The 22190-nt window shown below is 59.0% G+C and carries 24 protein-coding genes; 6 read left to right on the top strand and 18 right to left on the bottom strand.

Annotated elements, in window-relative coordinates:
* Positions 1-166: 166 nt before the first annotated feature.
* From thyA to rppH, 4 genes are all read right to left on the bottom strand, one after another.
* Positions 167-961 carry a thymidylate synthase gene (thyA, locus tag ACB037_RS11240; protein WP_039039983.1) on the bottom strand — a complete coding sequence of 265 codons (795 nt, stop codon included), beginning with the start codon at positions 959-961 and terminating at the stop codon, positions 167-169.
* Positions 961-1785, bottom strand: a complete 825-nt coding sequence (lgt, locus tag ACB037_RS11235; RefSeq protein ID WP_043153049.1) for a prolipoprotein diacylglyceryl transferase — start codon at positions 1783-1785, stop codon at positions 961-963. Before lgt ends, thyA begins: the two co-directional genes overlap by 1 nt.
* Positions 1786-1851: 66 nt before the next feature.
* Complete coding sequence (gene ptsP / locus ACB037_RS11230) at positions 1852-4131, bottom strand: phosphoenolpyruvate--protein phosphotransferase (protein ID WP_069784304.1); 2280 nt, start codon at positions 4129-4131, stop codon at positions 1852-1854.
* Between the two features lie 13 nt (positions 4132-4144).
* The gene (gene rppH / locus ACB037_RS11225) at positions 4145-4672 is read right to left on the bottom strand and encodes an RNA pyrophosphohydrolase (protein WP_010673089.1); all 528 of its coding nucleotides are present in this window, start codon (positions 4670-4672) and stop codon (positions 4145-4147) included.
* 731 nt (positions 4673-5403) lie between these two features.
* On the opposite strand from rppH, the gene mutH reads away from it, so the two are divergent.
* Both mutH and ACB037_RS11215 read left to right on the top strand, forming a co-directional pair.
* Positions 5404-6078 (top strand): DNA mismatch repair endonuclease MutH, encoded by a 675-nt coding sequence (gene mutH, locus ACB037_RS11220; RefSeq protein ID WP_221437170.1) that lies wholly within the window; start codon positions 5404-5406, stop codon positions 6076-6078.
* 83 nt (positions 6079-6161) lie between these two features.
* Positions 6162-6491, top strand: coding sequence for an isoamylase early set domain-containing protein (locus ACB037_RS11215; protein WP_010673087.1), 330 nt, complete (start codon positions 6162-6164; stop codon positions 6489-6491).
* Positions 6492-6593: 102 nt separating this feature from the next.
* Here ACB037_RS11215 and rplS read toward each other — a convergent pair whose 3' ends face one another.
* The 5 genes from rplS to ffh form a co-directional block, all read right to left on the bottom strand.
* The gene (rplS, locus tag ACB037_RS11210) at positions 6594-6941 is read right to left on the bottom strand and encodes a 50S ribosomal protein L19 (protein ID WP_005313505.1); all 348 of its coding nucleotides are present in this window, start codon (positions 6939-6941) and stop codon (positions 6594-6596) included.
* Positions 6942-6973: 32 nt separating this feature from the next.
* Positions 6974-7723, bottom strand: coding sequence for a tRNA (guanosine(37)-N1)-methyltransferase TrmD (trmD, locus tag ACB037_RS11205; RefSeq protein WP_010673086.1), 750 nt, complete (start codon positions 7721-7723; stop codon positions 6974-6976).
* 34 nt (positions 7724-7757) lie between these two features.
* The gene (gene rimM, locus ACB037_RS11200; RefSeq protein ID WP_039039979.1) at positions 7758-8279 is read right to left on the bottom strand and encodes a ribosome maturation factor RimM; all 522 of its coding nucleotides are present in this window, start codon (positions 8277-8279) and stop codon (positions 7758-7760) included.
* A gap of 24 nt (positions 8280-8303) precedes the next feature.
* Complete coding sequence (gene rpsP, locus ACB037_RS11195; RefSeq protein ID WP_010673084.1) at positions 8304-8552, bottom strand: 30S ribosomal protein S16; 249 nt, start codon at positions 8550-8552, stop codon at positions 8304-8306.
* Between the two features lie 179 nt (positions 8553-8731).
* On the bottom strand, positions 8732-10111 hold the full coding sequence (ffh, locus tag ACB037_RS11190) for a signal recognition particle protein (RefSeq protein WP_010673083.1): 1380 nt from the start codon (positions 10109-10111) through the stop codon (positions 8732-8734).
* A 285-nt stretch (positions 10112-10396) separates the two neighbouring features.
* On the opposite strand from ffh, the gene ACB037_RS11185 reads away from it, so the two are divergent.
* The gene (locus ACB037_RS11185) at positions 10397-11188 is read left to right on the top strand and encodes an inner membrane protein YpjD (protein WP_039040017.1); all 792 of its coding nucleotides are present in this window, start codon (positions 10397-10399) and stop codon (positions 11186-11188) included.
* Between the two features lie 39 nt (positions 11189-11227).
* Positions 11228-12508 (top strand): HlyC/CorC family transporter, encoded by a 1281-nt coding sequence (locus ACB037_RS11180; RefSeq protein ID WP_371175341.1) that lies wholly within the window; start codon positions 11228-11230, stop codon positions 12506-12508.
* Positions 12509-12538: 30 nt separating this feature from the next.
* Here the strand turns inward: ACB037_RS11180 and ACB037_RS11175 are convergent, their stop codons facing one another.
* Entirely contained in the window at positions 12539-13006 is a 468-nt protein-coding gene (locus tag ACB037_RS11175; RefSeq protein WP_039039978.1) for an Rrf2 family transcriptional regulator, read from the bottom strand.
* A 111-nt stretch (positions 13007-13117) separates the two neighbouring features.
* Here ACB037_RS11175 and hmpA point away from each other — a divergent pair, with 111 nt between their 5' ends.
* A complete protein-coding gene (gene hmpA, locus ACB037_RS11170) occupies positions 13118-14311 on the top strand; it encodes an NO-inducible flavohemoprotein (RefSeq protein WP_371175340.1) in 1194 nt (397 codons plus the stop codon).
* Between the two features lie 82 nt (positions 14312-14393).
* Here hmpA and ACB037_RS11165 read toward each other — a convergent pair whose 3' ends face one another.
* From ACB037_RS11165 to ACB037_RS11140, 6 genes are all read right to left on the bottom strand, one after another.
* A complete protein-coding gene (locus ACB037_RS11165) occupies positions 14394-14942 on the bottom strand; it encodes a tetratricopeptide repeat protein (protein ID WP_010673078.1) in 549 nt (182 codons plus the stop codon).
* Positions 14943-15380: 438 nt separating this feature from the next.
* Positions 15381-16316, bottom strand: a complete 936-nt coding sequence (gene mdh, locus ACB037_RS11160; protein ID WP_010673076.1) for a malate dehydrogenase — start codon at positions 16314-16316, stop codon at positions 15381-15383.
* 242 nt (positions 16317-16558) lie between these two features.
* Positions 16559-17221 (bottom strand): arginine ABC transporter permease ArtM, encoded by a 663-nt coding sequence (gene artM, locus ACB037_RS11155; protein ID WP_039039976.1) that lies wholly within the window; start codon positions 17219-17221, stop codon positions 16559-16561.
* A gap of 2 nt (positions 17222-17223) precedes the next feature.
* Positions 17224-17874, bottom strand: a complete 651-nt coding sequence (gene artQ, locus ACB037_RS11150) for an arginine ABC transporter permease ArtQ (protein ID WP_042014905.1) — start codon at positions 17872-17874, stop codon at positions 17224-17226.
* 3 nt (positions 17875-17877) lie between these two features.
* On the bottom strand, positions 17878-18615 hold the full coding sequence (locus ACB037_RS11145) for an arginine ABC transporter substrate-binding protein (RefSeq protein ID WP_010673073.1): 738 nt from the start codon (positions 18613-18615) through the stop codon (positions 17878-17880).
* 24 nt (positions 18616-18639) lie between these two features.
* The gene (locus ACB037_RS11140; protein WP_010673072.1) at positions 18640-19380 is read right to left on the bottom strand and encodes an ATP-binding cassette domain-containing protein; all 741 of its coding nucleotides are present in this window, start codon (positions 19378-19380) and stop codon (positions 18640-18642) included.
* 200 nt (positions 19381-19580) lie between these two features.
* Here ACB037_RS11140 and argR point away from each other — a divergent pair, with 200 nt between their 5' ends.
* A complete protein-coding gene (gene argR, locus ACB037_RS11135) occupies positions 19581-20051 on the top strand; it encodes a transcriptional regulator ArgR (RefSeq protein ID WP_005308670.1) in 471 nt (156 codons plus the stop codon).
* A 79-nt stretch (positions 20052-20130) separates the two neighbouring features.
* Here argR and ACB037_RS11130 read toward each other — a convergent pair whose 3' ends face one another.
* A complete protein-coding gene (locus ACB037_RS11130; protein WP_371175339.1) occupies positions 20131-21036 on the bottom strand; it encodes a Dyp-type peroxidase in 906 nt (301 codons plus the stop codon).
* An 89-nt stretch (positions 21037-21125) separates the two neighbouring features.
* Positions 21126-22160: an ABC transporter ATP-binding protein gene (locus ACB037_RS11125; RefSeq protein ID WP_104451894.1), complete on the bottom strand. Its 1035-nt coding sequence runs from the start codon at positions 22158-22160 to the stop codon at positions 21126-21128.
* Between the last annotated feature and the right edge of the window lie 30 nt (positions 22161-22190).

The raw sequence follows: 22190 nt of genomic DNA, 5'->3' as shown, positions 1-22190 counted from the left end.
CTGCTATAAGCAGGTTATTTCCCCTTTCCAGGAGCCATCTCTCCACCCGGAATATTGCATATTAATTCACAAAAAATGCAAAAAGGCGCCCGCAGGCGCCTCTAACAGCTGAGTGTCGATTCATCGTCACCTGAGAGGCGGGACTCGCCCCAGGCTCACTACTTACTCAAATAGCGACAGGCGCCTTGATCCCAGGATGGGGATCATAGCCCTGGATCTCGAAATCCTCGAATCTGTAATCGAAGATGGAGTCAGGTTTGCGCTTGATCACCAGTTGCGGCAGGGGGCGCGGCTCGCGGGTGAGTTGCAGTGCAGTCTGCTCCATGTGGTTGGAATAGAGGTGCACATCGCCACCGGTCCAGACAAAGTCCCCCACTTCCAGATCGCACTGCTGCGCCATCATGTGGGTCAGCAGCGCATAGCTGGCAATGTTGAACGGCAGGCCAAGGAAAACATCACAACTGCGCTGGTAGAGCTGGCAGGAGAGCTTGCCATCCGCCACATAGAACTGGAAGAAGGCGTGGCAGGGTGCCAGCGCCATTTTGTCCAGCTCGCCCACGTTCCATGCGGAGACGATGATGCGGCGGGAATCCGGGTTGTGCTTGATGTCATCCACCGCTTTCTGGATCTGGTCGATGACAGATCCATCGGCCGCTGGCCAGGAGCGCCACTGGGCACCATAGACAGGCCCCAGATCACCGTGCTCGTCGGCCCACTCATCCCAGATGCTGACACCGTGCTCTTTCAGATAGGCGGTGTTGGTATCGCCATTGAGGAACCAGAGCAGCTCATGAATGATGGAGCGCAGGTGGCACTTCTTGGTGGTCACCAGCGGGAATCCTTCCGCCAGATTGAAGCGCATCTGATGACCGAACAAGGAGACTGTCCCGGTGCCGGTGCGATCGGATTTGACGGTCCCTTCATCCAGAATTTTCTGCATCAGGTCGAGATAGGCACGCATTACTTCGCCTCCTTCGGTGCATTGCCGAACAGACGGGGCTGCTTGTAGGCGGCCCAGACCATGAGCCCACCCGCCACTATCATCGGGGTAGAAAGGATCTGACCCATGCTGATCTCGTTGAAGTAGAGACCCAGCTGGCTGTCTGGTTGACGAACAAACTCCACCAGGAAGCGGAACAGGCCATAGAAGAGCAGGAACATCCCGGAAATGGCGCCACGGGGTGGGTGCTTGCGCCAGAACAGGTTCAGGATGATGAAGAGCACCACCCCTTCCAGCGCGAACTGGTAAAGCTGGGACGGGTGACGCGGCTCGGGACCAGCCTCGGGGAAGATGATGGCCCAGGGGACATCGGTGACCCGACCCCACAACTCGCCGTTCATGAAGTTGCCGATGCGGCCAACACCGAGGCCGAACGGAATGAGCGGCGCCACGAAATCCGCCACGGTGAAGAAGTGGCGCTGGGTTTTGTGGGCAAACCAGATCATGGCGGTGATCACCCCGATGAGGCCGCCGTGGAACGACATGCCACCGGTCCATATCTTGAACAGATAGGTCGGGTCGGCGAGGAAGAGATCGAAGTTGTAGAACAGCACATAGCCGATACGGCCACCCAGGATCACCCCAAGGAAGCCATAAAACAGCAGGTCGGATACCTCGTTGCGGGTCCAGCCGCTGTTGGGTGCATCGGCACGGCGACCTGCCAGCCACATGGCGAAGGCAAAACCGAACAGGTACATGAGACCATACCAGCGTACCGATAATGGTCCCAAACTGAATGCTACGGGATCAATCTGCGAGAAAACCCAATATCCGTCGTGCTGCATAGGCGGCCCCAATCATAAGAAAAGCCGCATTCTCCGATCATTCTTACGCAGTAACAAGACGGAATATCAATCGGGCAGCCTGACCTTGTGCCCAGCCCGCAGCAAGCCTCCCAGACCGTGCTCTTCCAGATAGCGGGCAAACAGGCCGCGCAGCACGTGAGGATTGTCATGCTTGAGACCATCCGCCATCAGCGTCTTCAACTCACCAAGGTCGGATTGCCGCAGCACGTATTTGATACGGGAGATGTTGTGGGTATTCATGCTGAAACGGCGATAGCCCATGGCCAAGAGCAGCAACACTCCGACCGGATCGCCAGCCAGCTCGCCACAGACAGAGACCGGCTTGTGATAGCGCCGGGAGGCATCGACCAGCAGTTGCAAAGCGCGGATCACCGCGGGATGGAAGGCATCGTAGATGCTGGCGACACGGGCATTGTTGCGATCCACCGCCAGCAGGTACTGGGTCAGGTCGTTGCTGCCCACCGACCAGAAGTCGATGAGCGGCGCCATCTCCGGCAGGATGTACAGCGCGGAGGGGACTTCGATCATCACCCCGAGACTGGGGTAGCGGATCACCGCATCGCGGCTGGCCGCTTCTTCCGACACCTCGCGCCACGCCTGATCCAGCAGACGACGGGAGGCCTTGATTTCACTGACGCTGCTGATCATCGGCAGCATGATGGCCAGATTGTCCAGCCCTTCGCTGGCCCGCAACATGGCCTTGAGCTGCACCAGGAAGAGTTCGGGGTGATCCAGGGTGAGCCGGATCCCCCGCCAACCAAGGAAGGGATTTTCCTCCACGATGGGGAAATAGGGCAGTTGCTTGTCCCCCCCCACATCCAGAGTCCGCATGCAAACCGGGCGATCCCGATAGGTTTCCAGGATCCCGCGATAGCGGGCAGTCTGCTCCCACTCCGAAGGGAAGCTGTCCTGCAGCATGAAGGGGATCTCGGTGCGATAGAGCCCCACCCCATCCGCCAGATGATTGAGGGAAATCTCGGTATCCGCACTCAGCCCTGCGTTGAGCAGCAGGGAGACCTTAGTGCCGTCGGCAGTCTCGGAGGGCTGGTTGTCGACGCTGCGCACCAGGGTGTCGAGTGCCCGCTCCTCACTCAGCAGTTGCCGGTACTCGGTCAGGATCACCTGGTTGGGTTCGATGAAGAGATCGCCGCTGTAGCCATCGATGACCAGAGTGCGCCCGCCGATGTCACCGAGGGGCAGATCCACCCCCATGATGGCCGCCACCCCCATGGCACGGGCCAGGATGGCGGCATGGGAGTTGGTCCCGCCCTTGAGCGACACCACACCGCTCAGAAATTCCCTCGGGATCTCCGCAAGGATGGTGGCCGTCACTTCATCGGCGACCAGCACCACGGGTTCGCCTATGGTGAGCTGCTCGGGTTCGTCCTGCACCAGCCGGCTGATGAGCCGCTGGGCGATATCTTTCACATCGGTGGAGCGCTCCCGCAGATAGGGATCTTTCATCCCCTTGAACTGCTCTATCAGCCGATCGCTGATGAGTTTAACCGCCGAGATCGCCGTCCAATGTTCCTTGCTGACCTTGTTGCGGATGGGCTTGATGTAGCCGGGATCGTTCAACAGGTGCAGATAGATGTCGAAGATGGCGACCGAGTCCTGGCTGTAGCTCTCGCGAAAGCGCAGTGCCAGGCTCTCCAGATCGTGGCGCACTTCCTCCACCGCCAGCTCGAGACGGGCAAGCTGCTTGGCATGATCCTCGTCCTTGCGTGGCGTGATGGTATTGAGCGCTTTGCGCGGACGCCACACCCAGGCCTTGGCGATGGCGATGCCACTCGCCCCGGCAATACCGCGCAGCGGCTTGCTCCAGTCGGTCTTCTGCAGCCACCCCTTGGCCTGGGCCTGGGCGATGCGGGCAGCCAGCTGAGCCGCCAGGGTGACCATGAAGGACTCCTCCCCCTCATCGAAGAGGCGGCTCTCCTTCTGCTGCACGACCAGAATCCCCACCACCTGACGCTGATGCATGATGGGAGCGCCGAGGAAGGAGCGAAATGCCTCTTCCGCCACATCGGGCAGGAACTTGAAACTGGGGTGAGAGGGGGCATCGGCCAGGTTGATCAGCTCTTCACGCTGACCCACCAGGCCGACGATGCCCTGCTCGAACGGCAGGGTGGCCTTGCCCACGGCCGATTCGGCCAGACCATCGGTCGCAGCCAGTCGATAGCGGCGCATGTCGGGCTCGGCCACGTAGACGGAGCAGCAGTCCACCGTCATCGCGAGCCGGGTCTGGCTCACCAATGCTTGCAAGGCCTGTTCGAGGGTGTTGGCCTCGGCCATGCTTTCCACGATGCGTCTGAGTTCCGTCAGCAACTAGTTGTGCTCCTTAACGCGAGCGGTTGCGCCGCCCATCTTTTCGGTTAGCCTGCACCACGGGGACTGGCATGGCCAGCGGGGCAAACTCCTTCATCACCCGGCGGTAAACCTCCCGCTTGAAGGAGACGACCTGACGAACCGGGTACCAGAAGCTGACCCAACGCCAATCATCAAATTCCGGGTGACCATGACAGCCAAACTGGATCCTGGACTCTTTGCCAGGATCGAGCTGCAACAAAAACCATTTCTGCTTCTGGCCAATACAGACCGGTGAACTGTCCCAGCGGACGAGTCGTTTGGGTAAGCGATACTTCAGCCAGTTGCGACTGGTCGCCAGTATGGTCACATCGTCCTGCTTGAGGCCTATCTCCTCATACAGCTCACGATACATGGCCTGTTCCGGCGATTCACCATCATCAACCCCCCCCTGCGGAAACTGCCAGGAGTGCTGCCCATAGCGCTTAGCCCACAATACTTGTCCGTCACGGTTACAGATCACGATGCCGACATTGGGACGAAATCCGTCACCATCTATCACGTGATCACCTTATAAAGGCTGAATCTATAACGAGATTGTTCCACATTCACCCCGTGGCGGCAAACAGGGACTGTCATCTTCCATTCATGAATAACTTGGCTTTTCAAGCAAAGTTATAAACAAATTGAAGGTTCATGCTAGGCAAGTTGCCCACCCAGACTGTGCATAAACCTGTGATCAAGCAGGTATATACAGTAGTTTTATACTGTGGCATTGCACGGAAGCATATCATACCCGATTCACTTAAAAACAAAATATACATTTAAATACATAAGGTTATAGTTTAATTGCTGGATCAAGATCCATGTCTTTTGCCTAAGAGGATCCAGCCTGTCAATTGTGAACAAGTTCGACTGTTCAAAGATCCACCAAGACGGATTTATCCACAGATATGGCGCATTATCTGCACCGAAATGGCGCTGAAAATCGGCGTACTCTCACATTTATTTCTGGTGCCACGCTTCCTTTCACCACTTTACGCCAGTTATCCAAGATTTCTGTGGATAACTGTGTGCAACAGCTCGCACAAACCCTTGGACAACTCGTTTATGCGGGGATCCGGCGGGCCGATATACTGGATAAAGAAAGTAAATCCCTTTAAAATCATTTGGATATGTTGAATTTGGCCATCCATGTCTCCCTGTGTATAGTCGGGCGAGGATCGGTTATAAAATCAGCGATACCATGCAAGGATCCGTATTGCGACGTCTATTATCTCCAGAGGAGCCCTCATGCCCGCCAATCCCCAGTCAGAACAAGAGCTGCTCAATCGAGCCTACGCCATGGCGGGCTTCACTCTGGCCCAGCTTGCCGCAACGGCGGGCATCCCCGTACCGCGGGATCTCAGACGTGACAAGGGCTGGACAGGGCAGTTGATCGAGTGGCAGCTGGGTGCCAGTGCAGGTAGCCGTCCCGAGCAGGATTTTCCGGATCTCGGTATCGAGCTCAAGACGATCCCCGTCGATCCTCAAGGGCGCCCGCTGGAAACCACCTTTGTCTGCGTGGCCCCCCTCATCGGGGTCAGCGGCCAGCGCTGGGAGGAGTCGAACGTGCGCAACAAGCTGTCGCGGGTGCTCTGGATCCCGGTGGAAGGCAGCCGCGACATCCCTGTCGGCGACCGTCGCGTCGGCATGCCGCTGCTATGGAGCCCGAATGAAGAGGAAGAAGGACTGCTGCGCCAGGACTGGGAAGAGCTGATGGACATGATAGTGCTGGGGGAAGTGGAGCAGATCAGCGCCCGCCACGGCCAGGTATTGCAGCTGCGCCCCAAGGCGGCCAACAGCAAGGCGCTGACCCGCGCCATCGGCCGCAATGGCCAACCCATCATGACGCTACCACGGGGCTTCTACCTCAAGATCGAGTTCACCCATCAACTCCTGCAGCGCCATTTTGCCCTCCCCCTTTGATCCTGCTTATCAACATCCTTGTCATAAAGTGATATAAAAATAACCAGCGCTACTTTCTTCGCAGCCAGTGACAAGGAGTCCATATGCCGATCAACAAGCAATTCCTCAAATCCCGTCCCGAGGTCAAGGTGACCTTTGCCGTCGAAAAGGAGGCCGCCGGTGATGCCGAGCAGGTCTTGCTGCTGGGTGAATTCAGCCAGTGGCAGCCCATTGAACTGAAGAGGATGAAAAACGGGGAGTTCAAGGCGACACTCAACCTGCCGACCGATGGCCCCAGCCATTTCGAGTATTGCTATCAGCTAGTGCAACCCGATGGTGAAACCCTTTATGACAACGACTGGGAGGCGGACGACTATGTGCCTGGCCCCTTCGGGCGTGACAACTCGGTGGTGCGGGTCAGCCAGCCCGGTTGAGCCAATACCCCGCACACGGATACAAAAAAGGCTCGCCATTGGCGAGCCTTTTCACTACCTGTCGAGCTTTTCGCCGACATACCGACACCAATTCGAATCGAATTAGTTGAGCTTCTCTTTGATACGAGCAGCTTTGCCGGACAGGTTGCGCAGGTAGTACAGTTTGGCGCGGCGAACATCACCACGACGCTTCAGTTCTACACTGTGGATCAGCGGAGAGTGAGTCTGGAATACACGCTCAACACCTTCGCCGTTGGAGATCTTGCGAACGGTGAAAGCAGAGTGCAGACCGCGGTTACGCTTGGCAATCACGATGCCTTCGAAAGCCTGCAGACGCTCTTTACCACCTTCTTTAACACGAACTTGAACACGTACGGTGTCGCCCTGGGCAAAAGCCGGGATGTCGGTACGCAGTTGCTCTTGTTCAAGCTGCTGAATAATCTTGCTCATTGTCTTTCCTTACCTAGGATAAACTGAAAACTCTACTTAACGCTGTCACGCACTTCGCGGACATACTCGGCAAGAAGTGATTCTTGCTCGTCAGTCAGAGCTAGGTTGTTAATAAGTTCCGGCCTTCTCTGCCAGGTTCGTCCGAGCGATTGCTTGAGTCGCCAGCGCCGAATCACTTCGTGATTGCCGCTTGTCAGCGCCTCGGGCACCGTCAGCCCATCCAACACCTCCGGCCGAGTATAGTGGGGATGATCCAGCAGCCCATCCGTGAAGGAGTCCTGCTCGGCACTGGCCTGATCACCCAAGACCCCCGGGACCAGACGCGAAACCGCATCGATCAGGGTCATGGCAGGCAACTCGCCACCACTTAACACGTAATCCCCGATAGACCACTCTTCGTCGACTTCGGTTTGTATCACGCGCTCATCGATACCTTCGTATCGACCGGCGACCAGAATCAGTTTCTGATTCGTCGCCAACTCGGTCACGCCCGCTTGAGTCAGCTTGCGTCCCTGAGGAGAGAGATAGATGACTTTCGCCCCGTCTCCCGCCGCTTGCTTGGCTGCATGAATGGCATCACGCAGCGGCTGAACCATCATCAACATGCCGGGCCCACCACCATAAGGACGATCATCGACCGTACGGTGTTTGTCGTGGGTGAAGTCCCGAGGGTTCCAGCACTCAATCTGCAGCAGGCCACTCTTGACGGCCCGACCCGTTACCCCGTGCTCGGTAATGGCTCGGAACATTTCCGGGAAGAGGCTAATGACCCCAATCCACATAAGAAACCTCCGGCACCCGTGTTAGCGCGGGAAACTAGAAACCAGGATCCCAATCAACTTCGATTGTTCGAGCAGTCAGATCAATATTCTTGATCACCTGCTCTTCCAGGAACGGTATCAACCGCTCCTTTGCACCAAAGGCATCTTTTACATTGGCCTCAACCACCAACACATCGTTGGAGCCGGTTTCCATCAATTCGGTCACCTTGCCCAGGTCGTATCCCTTGGTGGTTACCACGGTGCAACCAATGAGGTCACGCCAGTAGAACTCCCCTTCGGGCAACGCAGGCAACAGATCGGCGGGGACGCCAATCTCGACGTTGGTCAATGCCAGGGCATCCTCACGCACATCGATACCATCGAGTTTGCAGATCAGACCCTTGTTGTGACGCTTCCAGGATGACACCCGGATTTCACGCCACGCCCCGTTCTGATTGATCAGCCAGGGGTTGTAATCGAAAATCGCTTCGGCAACATCGGTGAAGGAGTTCACTTTAAGCCAGCCCTTGATCCCGTAAACGGTTCCCAGGGTGCCCAGAACTACAGGTTTTTCCACCTTAACTCCCTACCGTTTGGCTGATTAAGCAGCTTTGGCAGCGTCTTTGATCAGCTTGGCAACGCGGTCAGAAACAGCGGCACCAGTAGCAACCCAATGCTCGATACGAGCCAGGTCCAGGTTCAGCTTTTCAGCGTTACCAGCAGCAACCGGGTTGAAGAAACCGACGCGCTCGATGAAACGACCGTCACGGGCGTTACGGCTGTCAGCAACTACTACCTGGTAGAACGGACGCTTTTTCGCGCCACCACGTTGTAAACGAATGGTTACCATATCGTCCTCATAAACATCTAATGAACAAGGCCTGCAAATACGCAGACCCTAGCTTAAAATAAGCCGCGTAATTCTACTTGGATTCGTAATAATTGCAACCAAGCCAGCTATTTTTTGCGCAGGGATTGGCATGAAAAAGGCTCACCAGGGTGAGCCTTTCTACCTGACCAGCAGGAAAATCAGAACGGACCGCGACCGCCACCACCGAATCCGGGGGGCAGCATGTTCTTCATCTGGCCCATCATCTTGCGCATGCCGCCCTTGCCGGACATTTTCTTCATCATGCGCTGCATCTCGGTGAACTGCTTGAGCAGCTTGTTCACATCCTGGACCTGCATGCCGGAGCCCGCAGCGATGCGGCGCTTGCGGGAGCCCTTGATGAGATCGGGATGGGCACGCTCTTTCGGCGTCATGGAGCTGATGATGGCCTCCATCCGCACGGTGAGCTTGTCATCCATCTGATCCTTGATGTTGTCCGGCAGGCCGGACATGCCGGGCAGCTTGTCGAGCATCCCCATCATGCCACCCATGTTGCGCATCTGGGCCAGCTGCTCACGAAAGTCTTCCAGATCGAAGCCCTTGCCACTCTTGACCTTGCTGGCCAGCTTGGCCGCCTTCTCTTTATCGACGTTGCGCTCCACCTCTTCGATGAGAGAGAGCACATCCCCCATACCGAGGATGCGGGAGGCGAGACGATCCGGGTGGAACGGCTCCAGCGCGTCGGTCTTCTCGCCCATACCGATGAACTTGACCGGTTTGCCGGTGATGTGACGCACCGACAGTGCGGCACCACCCCGGGCATCACCGTCTGCCTTGGTAAGGATCACACCGGTGAGCGGCAGCGCCTCGTTGAAGGCCTTGGCGGTATTGGCAGCATCCTGGCCTGTCATGGCATCCACCACGAACAGGGTTTCGACCGGCTTGATGGTGGCGTGCAGATCCTGGATCTCCGCCATCATTTCGCCATCGACGTGCAGACGACCGGCAGTATCGACGATCACCACGTCATAGAACTTCTTGCGCGCCTGATCGATGGCAGCAGTGGCAATGGCGATCGGTTTCTGGCTGGCATCACTCGGGAAGAAGTCGACACCGATGTCGCCCGCAAGGGTCTCAAGCTGCTTGATCGCCGCCGGACGGTAGACGTCCGCACTGACCACCAGCACCTTCTTCTTGCTGCGCTCCTTGAGCAGTTTGGCCAGTTTGCCGACCGTAGTGGTCTTACCGGCCCCCTGAAGACCTGCCATCAGGATGATGGCCGGCGGCTGGGCAGCCAGGTTGAGCTGTTCGTTGGCCTCCCCCATCACGGTGACCAGTTCGCCATGGACTATCTTGATGAAGGCCTGGCCCGGGCTCAGGGATTTGGCCACTTCCTGGCCCACGGCTCGTTCCTTGACGCGCGCCACGAAATCGCGCACCACCGGCAGGGCGACGTCCGCCTCGAGCAACGCCATGCGGACTTCGCGCAGGGTATCCTTGATATTCTCTTCGGTCAGACGGCCGCGGCCGCTGACGTTGCGCAGGGTGCGCGAGAGTCGTTCAGTCAAATTCTCAAACATGACGCTTTCCGGTTCTTGGCGTGACACTGGGGGCATTATACCCCGGTCAGCACTCTAGGGACGATTACTCGCCGCTTGCCGCGGCGGCCTGCCATCGAACGGGCAGGTCAACAAATGGAGGGCAGTATACCCCAGTCAACGCCGGAGGACGATTATTCGCCGCACGGTGACCATCAACGCCTACTTATATGTGGGCAGTTAGCCTCTGGCACAACTGGCGAGCATATCTTGTGCAAGGTATACTGCCCCTCTTATCCATAAAGCTTGTTTGACAACGACCTGGTTATGATCGTGATCTCTGTTCTGGCCCTGGCGTTTTACCTGCTGGCCATCATCGCCTCACTGCACCTGCTGCTCAGCGCCAAGCCCGTCGGGCAAGTATCGCTGTTCGCCTGTGTCGGCCTGGCCCTGACCGCCCATGGCATGGCGGTGGGCAGCGAAGTGCTGGCCACCCATTCCGGCCAGAATCTCAGCATGTTGAACGTGGCGTCCCTGGTCAGCCTTATCATCAGTTGCTTCATGACCTGCGTCACCCGACGCTTCAACGGCTGGATCCTGCTGCCCGTCGTCTACAGTTTTTCAGCCCTGCTGCTGGCAGCCAGCGCGCTCATTCCCGGGCGCTACATCACCCATCTGGAAGCGCACCCCCAGTTACTGCTGCACATAGGCCTCGCGCTAATGGCCTATTCGGTACTGATGATCGCCTGCTTGTTTGCCCTCCAGCTTGCCTGCCTGGACAGGCAACTGAAATCCAGAAAGATCAGTCACCTGCCAGCTATGCCACCCCTGATGACGGTGGAGAAGCGTCTGTTTCAGCTCATTTCCGCAGGTCTGCTGCTGCTGACTCTCTCCATCGCATCCGGCCTGTTCTTCCTGGAAGACATGTTTGCCCAGGGCAAGTCCCACAAGGCCATCCTCTCTATCCTGGCCTGGTGCGTCTACGCTCTGCTGCTCTGGGGTCACCATACCCGTGGCTGGCGCGGCCGCAAGGTCATCATGCTGAGCCTCATCGGCAGCTTCATCCTGACACTGGCCTATTTTGGCAGCCGTTTCGTCAAGGAAGTGCTGCTTAGCTGACACACGAACATTCCCCAACCATCCTTACAGGAGCCCTTCTTGGACAGTATCTCAACGAGTACATTGCTGATTGTTCTCGTTATCTTGATCCTTTTGTCAGCCTTCTTCTCCAGTTCCGAAACAGGTCTGATGTCGCTCAACCGCTACAAGCTGCGGCATCTGGCCCAGACCAAGCACAAGGCTGCCCGCCGGGTCGAGAAGCTGCTGGCCAGGCCGGACCGCCTGCTTGGCCTCATTCTCATCGGCAACAATCTGGTCAACATCCTGGCCTCCGCCATCGCGACCATCGTCTGCATCCGGCTGTTCGGGGATCTCGGCGTCGCCATTGCCACCTTCGGGCTGACCCTGGTGGTACTGGTATTCGGGGAAGTCACCCCCAAGACACTGGCGGCCATGTTCCCCGAGCGGATAGCCTACCCTGCCTCCTGGATCCTCAAGGGGATGATGGTGCCGTTCGCCCCCCTTGTCTGGCTCATCAACAGCATCACGAACCTGCTGCTGAAACTCTTGCGTCTCGAGCACAACAAGGATGACTCCCTCAATTCCGAAGAGCTGCGCACCATCGTCAATGAGGCGGGCAATCTCATTCCCAAGCACCACCAGGAGATGCTGATAAGCATTCTGGATCTCGACAAGATGACGGTGGAGAACATCATGGTCCCGCGCAGCGAGATCTCCGCCATCGACATCAATGACGACTGGAAGATCATACTGCGCCAGCTGGCCCACTGCGCCCACACCAAGATCCTGCTCTATCGCGACAACATCGATGACGTCGTCGGCTTCCTGCACTCACGGGACGCCCTGAGACTGGTCGCCCGGGATCAGTTCAGCAAGTCCAGCCTGCTGCGGGAAGTCGACCCCATCTATTTCATCCCCCAGGGGACCCCCCTCAACGTGCAGTTGGCCAAGTTCCAGCGCAACAAGGAGCGAATTGGCCTTATCGTCGACGAATATGGCGATATTCAGGGGCTGATCACCCTGGACGACATCCTGGAAGAGATTGTCGGTGACTTCACCACCTCCATGACACCGACCCCGAGTGACGAGATCCATCCCCAGCCGGACGGCTCCTTCCTGGTCGAAGGCTCCGCCAGCATCCGCGAGCTGAACAAGGAGATGGACTGGCACCTGCCCATGGACGGCCCACGGACCCTCAATGGCGCCATCCTGGAGTACCTTGAGGAGATCCCCCAACCCAACATCAGTGTCAGGCTGGCGGGCTACCCTATCGAAATTCTCGAAGTGGAGAACAACATGGTGAAGATGGCGAGGATCATGCCTCACCTGTACCGGGACGATTCAGGGTACGAGGATTGAAAAAAGGCTGCCAATGGCAGCCTTTTTGTTTCACTCGCTCTCGTCATCCGGCTCCAGCACCAGAGTGGGGATGAGCTCACCGAACACCTGCTGCAACTCGTCACGGTTTGCCAGCAAATCCTGCAGCGTATAACCATCCATCACCGCGAGGAAGGCGTTCATCGCCTCCTTCAAGGCACTCTTGAGCAGACAGACGGAGACGATATGGCAGACCGGGGAGCTGCAGTCGATCCCGTCCAGATTGCCTTCCAACGCCCGGATCACTTGCCCGATATTGATCTCGTCGGGGGAGCGCGCCATGCGGATGCCACCATTCTTGCCGCGTTGTGACTGCAGATAGCCCAGTTTTACCAACTGGTTCACCACCTTCACCATGTGGTTGCGGGATACGTCGTACAAGGCGGATACCTTGGCCACGCTCGACAGTTCCCCCTCCGGCAGGGTGGCCAGATAGAGCAGGGCTCTCAATCCAAAATCGGTATAGCTCGTTAGTCTCATAGTGCCTGTAGCGCCTAGCGCGAAGAATTGATGATTGATCCAGATCAATTAAACATTTAGGATGCAACTTAATAAGTGACATTCCAGATGTTCAATTAGAAAGGACCTCCTATGTTAGACCAAGCCACCATCGCCGTCATCAAGAGCACCATTCCTTTGCTCGAATCGGCGGGCCCTGACCTCACACGGCACTTTTATCAGCGCATGTTCAGCCACAATCCCGAGTTGAAGGATGTCTTCAACCTGGCTCACCAGCGTAGCGGGGGACAGCCTTTGGCACTGTTCAGTGCGGTGGCGGCCTATGCCAGGAACATCGACAATCTGGGGGCACTGGCCGGAGCCGTTGAACGCATCGCCCACAAACACACGGGTTTCCTGATCCAGCCGGAACAATATCACATTGTGGGTAGTCATCTCTTGGCCACGCTCAAAGAAATGGGTGGCAACGCTGTCACGGAGGAGGTACTTACCGCCTGGGGCAAGGCTTACGGTGTGCTGGCCGACATCTTTATCGGCCGGGAGAGCGAGCTCTATCGGGAGAAGGCAAGCCAGGACGGTGGTTGGCAGGGAACCCGCCCTTTCATCATCAAGGAGAAGCGTCAGGAGAGTGAACTCATCACCTCTTTCGTCCTGGCCCCCCTCGATGGCAACCCCGTCTTGCGTTTCAAACCGGGGCAATATCTCAGTATCAAGCTGGTTCATCCCGCCCTCGAGCATCAGGAGATCCGCCAGTACTCCCTCTCGGACGCCCCCAATGGCCGCGACTACCGCATCAGCGTCAAGCGCGAACCCAGGGGTCAGGCCTCCAAACTGTTGCATGATCATCTTCACATCGGTGACACGCTCGACATCATGCCGCCGGCCGGCGACTTTTTCCTGCAAGAGGAGACAGACACGCCTGTGGTGCTGATCTCCGCCGGGGTCGGCCTCACCCCCATGCTGAGCATGCTCAACCACTTGCTGGCCGATGGCCCGGATATGGATATTCGCTGGCTTCACGCCTGCGAACATGGCGCCCACCACGCGTTCAGGGACGAGATCCGGGCAAAGAGCAGGCAACACGGGAAACTGGAGAGCCGGATCTGGTATCGGGAGCCGGGGGAGCAGGATGTCAAAGGAGAGGATTACGACTTCAGCGGCACTCTGGCACTGGAGCAGGTCACCGACCTCATTCCGGCCGACGCCCACTACTATTTCTGCGGCCCTGTCCCGTTCATGAAGGCAGTCAAAGCTCAGCTGGAGAATGTGGGCGTGCCTGCCGAGCGGATGCACTACGAGGTCTTCGGCCCCCATCAGGGCCTCTGATCCCTCCCCTGACCGGGAAAATGCACAAGGCCCACAAGCACAGCTTCGTGGGCCTTGTAATATCAAAGCGGGCTACCAGAACTCAGTGCATCGCCTTGGCACGGGCGATGGCATTGGCGGGCATCCGGTTGCCGAGCCTGCTGAGCAGGCTCGCCGCCTTCTGGTGCATGGCCTTGTCACCGATGACGGCGCCGTGCAGCCAGTGATACGCCTCCTCGTAATCCAGCGGACTCCCCATGCCCTGCAGCAACATCTCCACCCACTCCATCTGTGCCCGTAAGAAGCCGAGGCTCGCGGCTTCCCGCATCAGGGTCTCGGCCCTCACCAGATCCTTCTGGACCAGGATCCCCTTCCAGTAATAGCGGCCAAGCTGTTCCAGCGCCGGTGCCAGCCCCTGGTTGGCGGCCTCCCACATGTACTGCACTCCGATCTGGGCGTCCGGCTTGGTGCAAACCCCCCACGCCAGCATGTCCCCCCAGAGGAACTGATAGGCAGGGATCTTCATCACCGAGGCCCGCGCCTCGATATCCTGGGTGAGCTGGCACCTGTCCTGCTTCACCCGGGCCAGATGGCGCCCCTGCTCTATCCAGTTGAGCAGTTCGTCCTGGCGATAGAGCGGCACGGCCTGCAACTCTCCCGCAGCAGCGGATGCCTGCGTCGTCGCCCTGGGCAGCGGCGCAGCTGCAGGTGCGGACGGTACAGGTATGGATGCGGATGGCGCCTGGGCTAGCACTGCTGACACAGGGAGGGATGACGTGGCGACAGAAGAAGCTGGCGTCAGGGCTGGCTGGGCCGATGATGAGGCCGGTGACAAGGGTGCAGACGCCGCGGATGGCGGCGCGGCTGCAGCCGCCACCGCCTGGGGTTGCGCAGCGGCCGAGGTGGGCTCCGCACCCTGCAAAGGGAAGCTGCACACACCGATAATGGCGATGAGGGTTCTTGGTTTTATCATAGGGATCTCCTGCTGCCTTCTGTTATCGGCAGCCAGGGCCATCTCCTTAGCCCGCCACACCCAGCCCCGAAAATGACAAAGGGGAGCCTGGGCTCCCCTTGCGGTCGACGTAGAGACTTACTTGACGAAGTCGACGCCCAGCTGGATGTCGGCCTTCAGGGTGGCCAGCATGCTGTCCATCGCTTCCTGCTCGAAGGCGCTCAGCTTGCCGTAGTCCAGCACGGTTTCGACACCGTTCTTGCCGAGCAGCACCGGCTGCGCGAAGAAGGTGGCGTGCTCTCCGTTGCCTTCCACATAGGCACACTCGATGACGTTGGCTTCCCCTTGCAGACCCTTGATGAGCGACAGACCGAAACGGCAGGCTGCCTGACCCATGGAGAGAGTGGCGGAACCGCCACCGGCCTTGGCTTCCACCACTTCGGTACCGGCATTCTGGATGCGCTTGGTCATGGCAGCCACTTCCTCAGCGGTGAAGCTGGCGCCTTCAACCTGGGAGAGCAGCGGCAGAATGGTCACGCCACTGTGACCGCCGATGACGTTGACACGTACCTTGTCAACGTTCAGGCCCTTGGCTTCGGCCACGAAGGTCTCACCGCGGATCACATCCAGGGTGGTCACGCCGAACAGGCGACGCTTGTCATAGACACCGGCTTTCTTCAGCACTTCGGCGGCGATGGCGACCGTGGTGTTGACCGGGTTGGTGATGATGCCGATCAGTGCTTTCGGGCAGGAAGCAGCACACTTTTCCACCAGATTCTTGACGATACCGGCGTTGATGTTGAACAGGTCGGAACGGTCCATGCCGGGCTTGCGCGCCACGCCGGCAGAGATCAGCACGACATCGGCGCCGACCAGAGCCGGGCTCGGATCTTCACCGCAGAAACCTTTTACTTTCACGTCAGTCGGGATGTGGCTCAGGTCCGCCGCCACGCCCGGAGTGACCGGGGCAATGTCATACAGGCTCAGTTCGGAACCGGCAGGCAGGCGGTTTTTCAACAGCAGAGCGAGGGCTTGGCCGATGCCACCGGCGGCACCCAGAACGGCAACTTTCATGATCAACTCCATGTCTAAGCGTAGGTTTAAGGTTGTTTCTAGTTGGGTTAACGCTGATTCTTATTGTGCGCCTCACCTTAAAGGATCCCCTCCTAAAAAACAATCTGATAACAGTTGTAATCACGGGTTCTGTGAGCCAGGGAACAAGCGGCGATGAAAGCGGAGAGGAATATGCGATAAATGGGAGGAAAGACACAGATTTCCTGTGCTCCCCTTACCATTAAGAGGTAAATGTGACTGCTTCAGGACTGGAAAGCCAGTGCCCGACGCTCACACCAGCGGAAACCAATTGTTAACAATCCATTCATGGTCAGGTAGAGGGCCCCGGCCACGGTGAACACCGCCAGGGTGTCATAGGTCTGGGCGTTGAGACGCTGGGCCAGCCCCATGATGTCCATGATGGTGATGGTACTGGCGAGCGAACTCCCCTTGAGCACCAGGATCACCTCGTTGGAATAGGCGGGGACCAGCCGACGGGCGGCATGGCGGGTCTTCATCCACAGGGTCTGTCCGGCCGAGAAGCCGAGCGCACGGCAGGCTTCCACCTCGCCGGCGGGGATGGCGTCGAGCGCCCCCTTGAACAGCCGGGTGGAGTAGGCTGCGGTATTGAAACCGAGCGCCAGCACGGCGCAGAACCAGGGTTGCTTGAGCAGCGGCCAGAGCGGCCCCGCCTTGAGCCATTCAAACTGGCCAGGCCCGTAGTAGATGAGGAAGATCTGGATGAGCAGCGGCGTACCGGTAAAGACCAGTACCCAGAGCTGCACCAGCTGGGTCGCCACCGGAATGCGACGCTCCAGCACCCAGGTCATGCCGGCCGCCATCAGCACGCCCAGCAACAAGCTGAACACGGTGAGCTGCAAGGTGATCGCCAGCCCTCCCAGCAGGGTCATCAGGTAATCCTGCATGGTCAGCCTCCGTAACGGCGGGTATAGCGGGACGCCTGCTTCAAGCCGAATTCACTCACCAGACTGATGGCCAGATAGATGAGGGCGGCAGCGGCGTACCAGGTGAAGGGTTGATAGGTGCTGGCCGAAGCCATCTGTGCCTGACGCATCATCTCGTTCACCCCGATGAGGGAGACCAGGGCGGTGTCTTTCAGCAGCACCAGCCACTGGTTGCCGAGCCCGGGCAGGGCGTGACGCCAGGCCTGGGGCAGCACGATGCGAAAGAAGGTGTGCCCCTTGCCAAGGCCGAGCGCCTGCGCCGCCAGCCGCTGCCCAGGGGGCACCGCATTGAGGGCGGCACGCAGGGTCTGGGTGGCGTAGCTCGCAAACAGCAGGGAGAGCGCCAACACACCGCAGGCGAACGGGCTGAACTCCACATACTCCCCGGTGATGAGGAACAGCACCTGGGTCGAGCCGAAGTAGATGAAGAGCACCACCAACAACTCGGGCAGACCACGGATCAAGGTGGTCAGGGTGGCCACGGGCCACACCAACGCACGCTGCTTGCTCAACTCAGCCGCACTGAATGCCAGTGCCAGCACCATGCCACCGACCAGGGATGCCAGGGCCAGCCCGAGGGTCATCCAGGCTGCATCCAACAACAGGCTCAACATGGCTTACTGCGCGAAGTACTTGTCATAGATCTTCTGATAGGTGCCGTTGGCCTTGATCTCGGCCAGCCCCTTGTTCAGCTGGGTCAGCAGCTCCTGGTTGCCCTTGGCCACCGCGATGCCAAAACCGGTACCGAAGTACTTGGCGTCGGTCACCGGGGTACCGACCACGGCGTATTCCTTGTGCTGCTTGAGCCAGTCCGCGGCCACCGCCGTATCGGCAAACACGCCGTCAGTGCGGCCATTCATCATGTCGAGGAAGGCGCTCTGGTAGCTGGCGTAGGGCACGGTCAGCAGACCCTTGCTCACCCAGTTGTCCACCAGATAGGACTGGTGAGAGGTGCCGTTCTGCACGCCGACTGTCTTGTCCACCAGATCGTCCGGCCCCTTGAAGGTCTCTTTCTTGGCGACGAACACCGCGGAGTTCTCGTAATAGATATCGGAGAAGTCGACCTGGGCAGCCCGCTCCGGGGTCACGTCCATGGCGGCGATGACGGCATCATAGCGACGGAACTTGAGGCTGGGGATCAGGCTGTCGAAGGCCTGGTTGTGGAAGCTGCACTCCAGCTTGGCCTGCTCGCAGACCGCGCGGGCCAGATCGATGTCAAACCCCTGGAACTCGTTCTTGTCATCCAGGTATTCGAACGGCGCATAGGTTGCCTCGGTGGCGAACTTGATCTCTTTGGCCAGCACAGAAGTGCTCAGCAGACCCATGGCGGCGATCAGCAACAGACTCTTTTTCATGACAGCTTCCTTATCGACTCAATATCAATGCATCAAGAATTCGGCAAACCGGCTGGTTTGCGGGGACTGGAAGATGGCGGCGGTGCCGGATTCGATGATCCGCCCCTTCTCCAGATAGATCACCTGACTGGCCACCTTGCGGGCGAACTCCACCTCGTGGGTCACCACCACCTGGGTGATGCCGGTCTGGCTCAGGGTGCGGATGATCTCCGCCACCTCTTTGGTAATTTCGGGATCCAGGGCAGCCGTCGGTTCGTCAAACAGCAGCACCTGGGGATCCATCATCAGGGTCCGGGCAATGGCGACCCGCTGCTGCTGGCCACCGGAAAGCCGTGCGGGCCAGGCGTCCCGTTTGTCGGCCAGTTGCAGCTGGGCCAGCAGATAGGCCCCTTTCTCGATGGCCGCGTCGCGGCTCATGCCGAGCACCTTGACGGGCGCTTCAATCAGATTCTCCATCACGGTGAGGTGCGGCCACAGATTGTACTGCTGGAACACCATGCCCACCTTGCGGCGCAGCGCCTGTGCCTGACGGTTGAATTCGGCAGTAGAGAGGCTGGACGGGAAAGAAAATTCACTGTCTGCGATGCGCAACACACCGGCATCCGGCGTGTCCAGCAAGTTCATCATGCGCAGCAGAGAGCTCTTGCCTGCCCCGCTCGGGCCCAGCAATACCAAGGTCTCGCCGGGAGCAGTCCGAAAGCTCACCTGCTGCAGTACCGGCACCTTGTGCCAGGATTTTTCGATGCCGATTAATTCGATACCCATACAGCCCAATTGAATAAGTTTTCAAAATTTCGTCCTGATTCTAGCGCCAGCATAAGTTGATGCAAGCTATATTTGAATCAATATGCAGAACAAGCGCCGCTTCCTTGCCAAAACAGGCATATGAATGCAAAATAGCAGCGCTGTTCGTATCTGCCGCCTGAGCGTGACAGGCGGTCACTCCCCTCATTCGTGAGTCCAAGATGAAACATAACGACAAGCAAGAAAAACTGGCCAAGGCCTTTAAAGCCTTGCTGAAAGAGGAGCGTTTCGGCTCCCAGGCAGAGATAGTGACTGCCCTGCAAGAGATGGGCTTCGAGAACATCAACCAGTCCAAGGTCTCGCGCATGCTGAGCCGCTTCGGCGCCGTTCGCACCCGCAATGCCAAGATGGAGATGGTCTACTGTCTGCCGGTGGAACTGGGCGTACCCACCACCTCCAGCCCCCTAAAGAACCTGGTGCTGGATGTCGACCACAACGGCGCTCTGGTGGTGATCCACACCAGCCCGGGTGCAGCCCAGCTGATCGCCCGCCTGCTTGACTCCCTCGGCAAGGCCGAAGGGATCCTCGGCACCATCGCCGGTGATGACACCATCTTCATCACCCCGACCAGCGATACCGACATCGAGGAGCTCTACCTCTCCGCCCTCGAGCTGTTCGAGCAGACGCCCTGATCCGGTCGCCTTGGGCGATCCGCACAAAAATCCCGGCCTTGGCCGGGATTTTTTGTTTTGAGCGGTCGGCAGGCCGGGCTTATTTGCCCTCGGCCACCAGAAAATCGACGGAAGGGGCGAAGAAGGCCGCGCCGGTCACCGCCCGGGTGAAGCGCAGCAGGTGGTCGAAGTGGCTGCCTTCCCCTTTGTACATGCTGGCCAGCATGGCGTTGAAGTGCAGCGGCGTGCGGCAGCAGGAGATGAAGTAGAGCCCCTGCTCGCTCATCGTGCCCCAGGGCATGCTCTGGCGCAGGATCTCCATGGACTCCCCCTTCGGGGTCTTGAGGTTGACCCGCTTGATGTGGGCAGTGAGCGGCTTGTCGGCGGACTCGTATTCGATGTTGTCGACCTTGGTGCGGCCTATGATGTCTTCCTGCTCCTTCAGGGCCAGCTTCTCCCAGTCGCTCATGGCGTGGACCCAGCGCTGCACGTGGATATAGGAGCCACCGGCGAACTCGCCGCCGTCCAGCAACGCCACCTCGGCGCGGTGCTCATCCTGCGGGTTCTCGGTGCCGTCGACGAAACCGGTCAGATCCCGGCAATCCTGGTTGCGAAAACCGCGGACTTCCTCGGCCAATTCAACAAGCCCGGCCAGCAGGGCCATGACGCGATGACCGGCATGATGCAGCACGTCCACCCGATCAGCACGCAATTGTACGAAGAGATCGAACGGGGTATTGGGGGCCTCCTGACCGTTGGCGGATTGCGCCATGAAACCGCGGAACTGGGGCGGCCGAGCGGCAGGATAGAGATCATCCCAGGCGTCGGCCCCGACGGCGACCAGACCGCTGAAGGCCGCATCGGGGAAGTCGGCGCTCACCGCCTCCCAGAGTGCTGGCAGGCTGGCCAGGCGGGAGGTCAGGGCAGCGGCGTCACCGGTGCGATTGAACATCAGATAGAGGGCGTGCAGATTCGGCTCTGCGCAGATCCCGGCTTGGGCTTTCATGTCTCTCTCCAAGTGCGTTGGCTATGGGCGTGGCGCGATTATAAACCAGCGCGCTTCCAGTTCATTGATTTCACGACAATACCACGCACTCATGGCAAGGGGTCAAACAACACCAGGGCATGAGGAGCCACGGTCACCCGCGCGCGCTCCCCTTCCAGGGGCTCACCGATGCTGGCTTCCAGTTGCTGGCCGCCACACTCCACCAGTACCCGGCAGTGATGGCCCAGGAACTGTTGCTCACGCACCCGGATCTCACCGTCATCCGCCGCCGTCAGCGCCAACTGCTGGGGTCTGAGCATGAGCTGCAACCGCTCCCCCACCGCGCGGCCATGGGGCTCCTGACCGCAGATGGTTCCAAGGAGGGTCTGCACGCAGTGGCTGTCCACCACCTCGGCCGCCAGATAGTTGACCCCGCCGAGAAACTCCGCCACGAAGCGGTTCCCGGGGCGGCGATAGAGCTGCTCCGGCTCCCCCACCTGTTCGATGCGACCGGCGCGAAACAGAGCCAGCCGGTCGGCGAAGGCGAAGGCCTCTTCCTTGCTGTGGCTGACGAAGATGGCACCAATGCCTTGCTGTTTGAGCAGGGCGCGGATCTCGAGGATCAGTTTCATCCGCACCTGGGTGTCGATGTTGGAGAAGGGCTCGTCCAGCAGCATCAGGCGCGGCTTGCACACCAGGGCGCGGGCGATGGCCACCCGCTGCTGCTGGCCGCCGGAGAGCTGATGGGGATAGCGCTCCCCCAACCCCTGCAGGTTGACCAGCGCCAGCGCCTCTTCCACCTGCTGCTGGCGGCTGCCGCGATCCTGCCCGGTCAGGCCGAAGCCGACGTTCTCGGCCACCGTCAGGTGAGGAAAGAGAGCGTAATCCTGGAAGATCATGCCGATATGGCGGGCCTCCGGCGGCACACTCACTCCGGGGGCATCGAGCAGGGTCTCTCCCAGCCGGATCTCCCCCTGGGCCAGGGGCAGCAGACCGGCCACCGCCTTGAGCAGCGTGGTCTTGCCACAGCCGCTGGCCCCCAGCAGACAGACGATCTCGTTGTCGGCCACCTGCAGGGAGAGCTGCTCCAGCACGGGGCGGCCATTGTAGTGACAGCTGACCTTCTCGATATTCAGGCAGGACAAGGTTCTTTTCCTCTCGCGTAGTGATGCCGG

It is taken from the genome of Aeromonas sp. S19(2024), from assembly GCF_041402625.1.
Taxonomy (GTDB): Bacteria; Pseudomonadota; Gammaproteobacteria; order Enterobacterales; family Aeromonadaceae; genus Aeromonas; species Aeromonas caviae.
The sequence above is the reverse complement of the archived record's forward strand: the minus strand, read 5'-3'. Positions and strand labels throughout refer to the sequence as shown.

Coding starts and splice junctions, on each gene's coding strand:
- mutH (WP_221437170.1), top strand. CDS start 5,404: ATGCCCGCCAATCCCCAGTCAGAACAAGAGCTGCTCAATCGAGCCTAC.
- rpsP (WP_010673084.1), bottom strand. CDS start 8,552: ATGGTAACCATTCGTTTACAACGTGGTGGCGCGAAAAAGCGTCCGTTC.
- artQ (WP_042014905.1), bottom strand. CDS start 17,874: ATGTTGAGCCTGTTGTTGGATGCAGCCTGGATGACCCTCGGGCTGGCC.
- lgt (WP_043153049.1), bottom strand. CDS start 1,785: ATGCAGCACGACGGATATTGGGTTTTCTCGCAGATTGATCCCGTAGCA.
- ACB037_RS11140 (WP_010673072.1), bottom strand. CDS start 19,380: ATGGGTATCGAATTAATCGGCATCGAAAAATCCTGGCACAAGGTGCCG.
- ACB037_RS11185 (WP_039040017.1), top strand. CDS start 10,397: ATGATCGTGATCTCTGTTCTGGCCCTGGCGTTTTACCTGCTGGCCATC.
- ACB037_RS11130 (WP_371175339.1), bottom strand. CDS start 21,036: ATGAAAGCCCAAGCCGGGATCTGCGCAGAGCCGAATCTGCACGCCCTC.
- ACB037_RS11145 (WP_010673073.1), bottom strand. CDS start 18,615: ATGAAAAAGAGTCTGTTGCTGATCGCCGCCATGGGTCTGCTGAGCACT.
- ffh (WP_010673083.1), bottom strand. CDS start 10,111: ATGTTTGAGAATTTGACTGAACGACTCTCGCGCACCCTGCGCAACGTC.
- ACB037_RS11215 (WP_010673087.1), top strand. CDS start 6,162: ATGCCGATCAACAAGCAATTCCTCAAATCCCGTCCCGAGGTCAAGGTG.
- hmpA (WP_371175340.1), top strand. CDS start 13,118: ATGTTAGACCAAGCCACCATCGCCGTCATCAAGAGCACCATTCCTTTG.
- trmD (WP_010673086.1), bottom strand. CDS start 7,723: ATGTGGATTGGGGTCATTAGCCTCTTCCCGGAAATGTTCCGAGCCATT.
- artM (WP_039039976.1), bottom strand. CDS start 17,221: ATGCAGGATTACCTGATGACCCTGCTGGGAGGGCTGGCGATCACCTTG.
- mdh (WP_010673076.1), bottom strand. CDS start 16,316: ATGAAAGTTGCCGTTCTGGGTGCCGCCGGTGGCATCGGCCAAGCCCTC.
- argR (WP_005308670.1), top strand. CDS start 19,581: ATGAAACATAACGACAAGCAAGAAAAACTGGCCAAGGCCTTTAAAGCC.
- ACB037_RS11175 (WP_039039978.1), bottom strand. CDS start 13,006: ATGAGACTAACGAGCTATACCGATTTTGGATTGAGAGCCCTGCTCTAT.
- rplS (WP_005313505.1), bottom strand. CDS start 6,941: ATGAGCAAGATTATTCAGCAGCTTGAACAAGAGCAACTGCGTACCGAC.
- thyA (WP_039039983.1), bottom strand. CDS start 961: ATGCGTGCCTATCTCGACCTGATGCAGAAAATTCTGGATGAAGGGACC.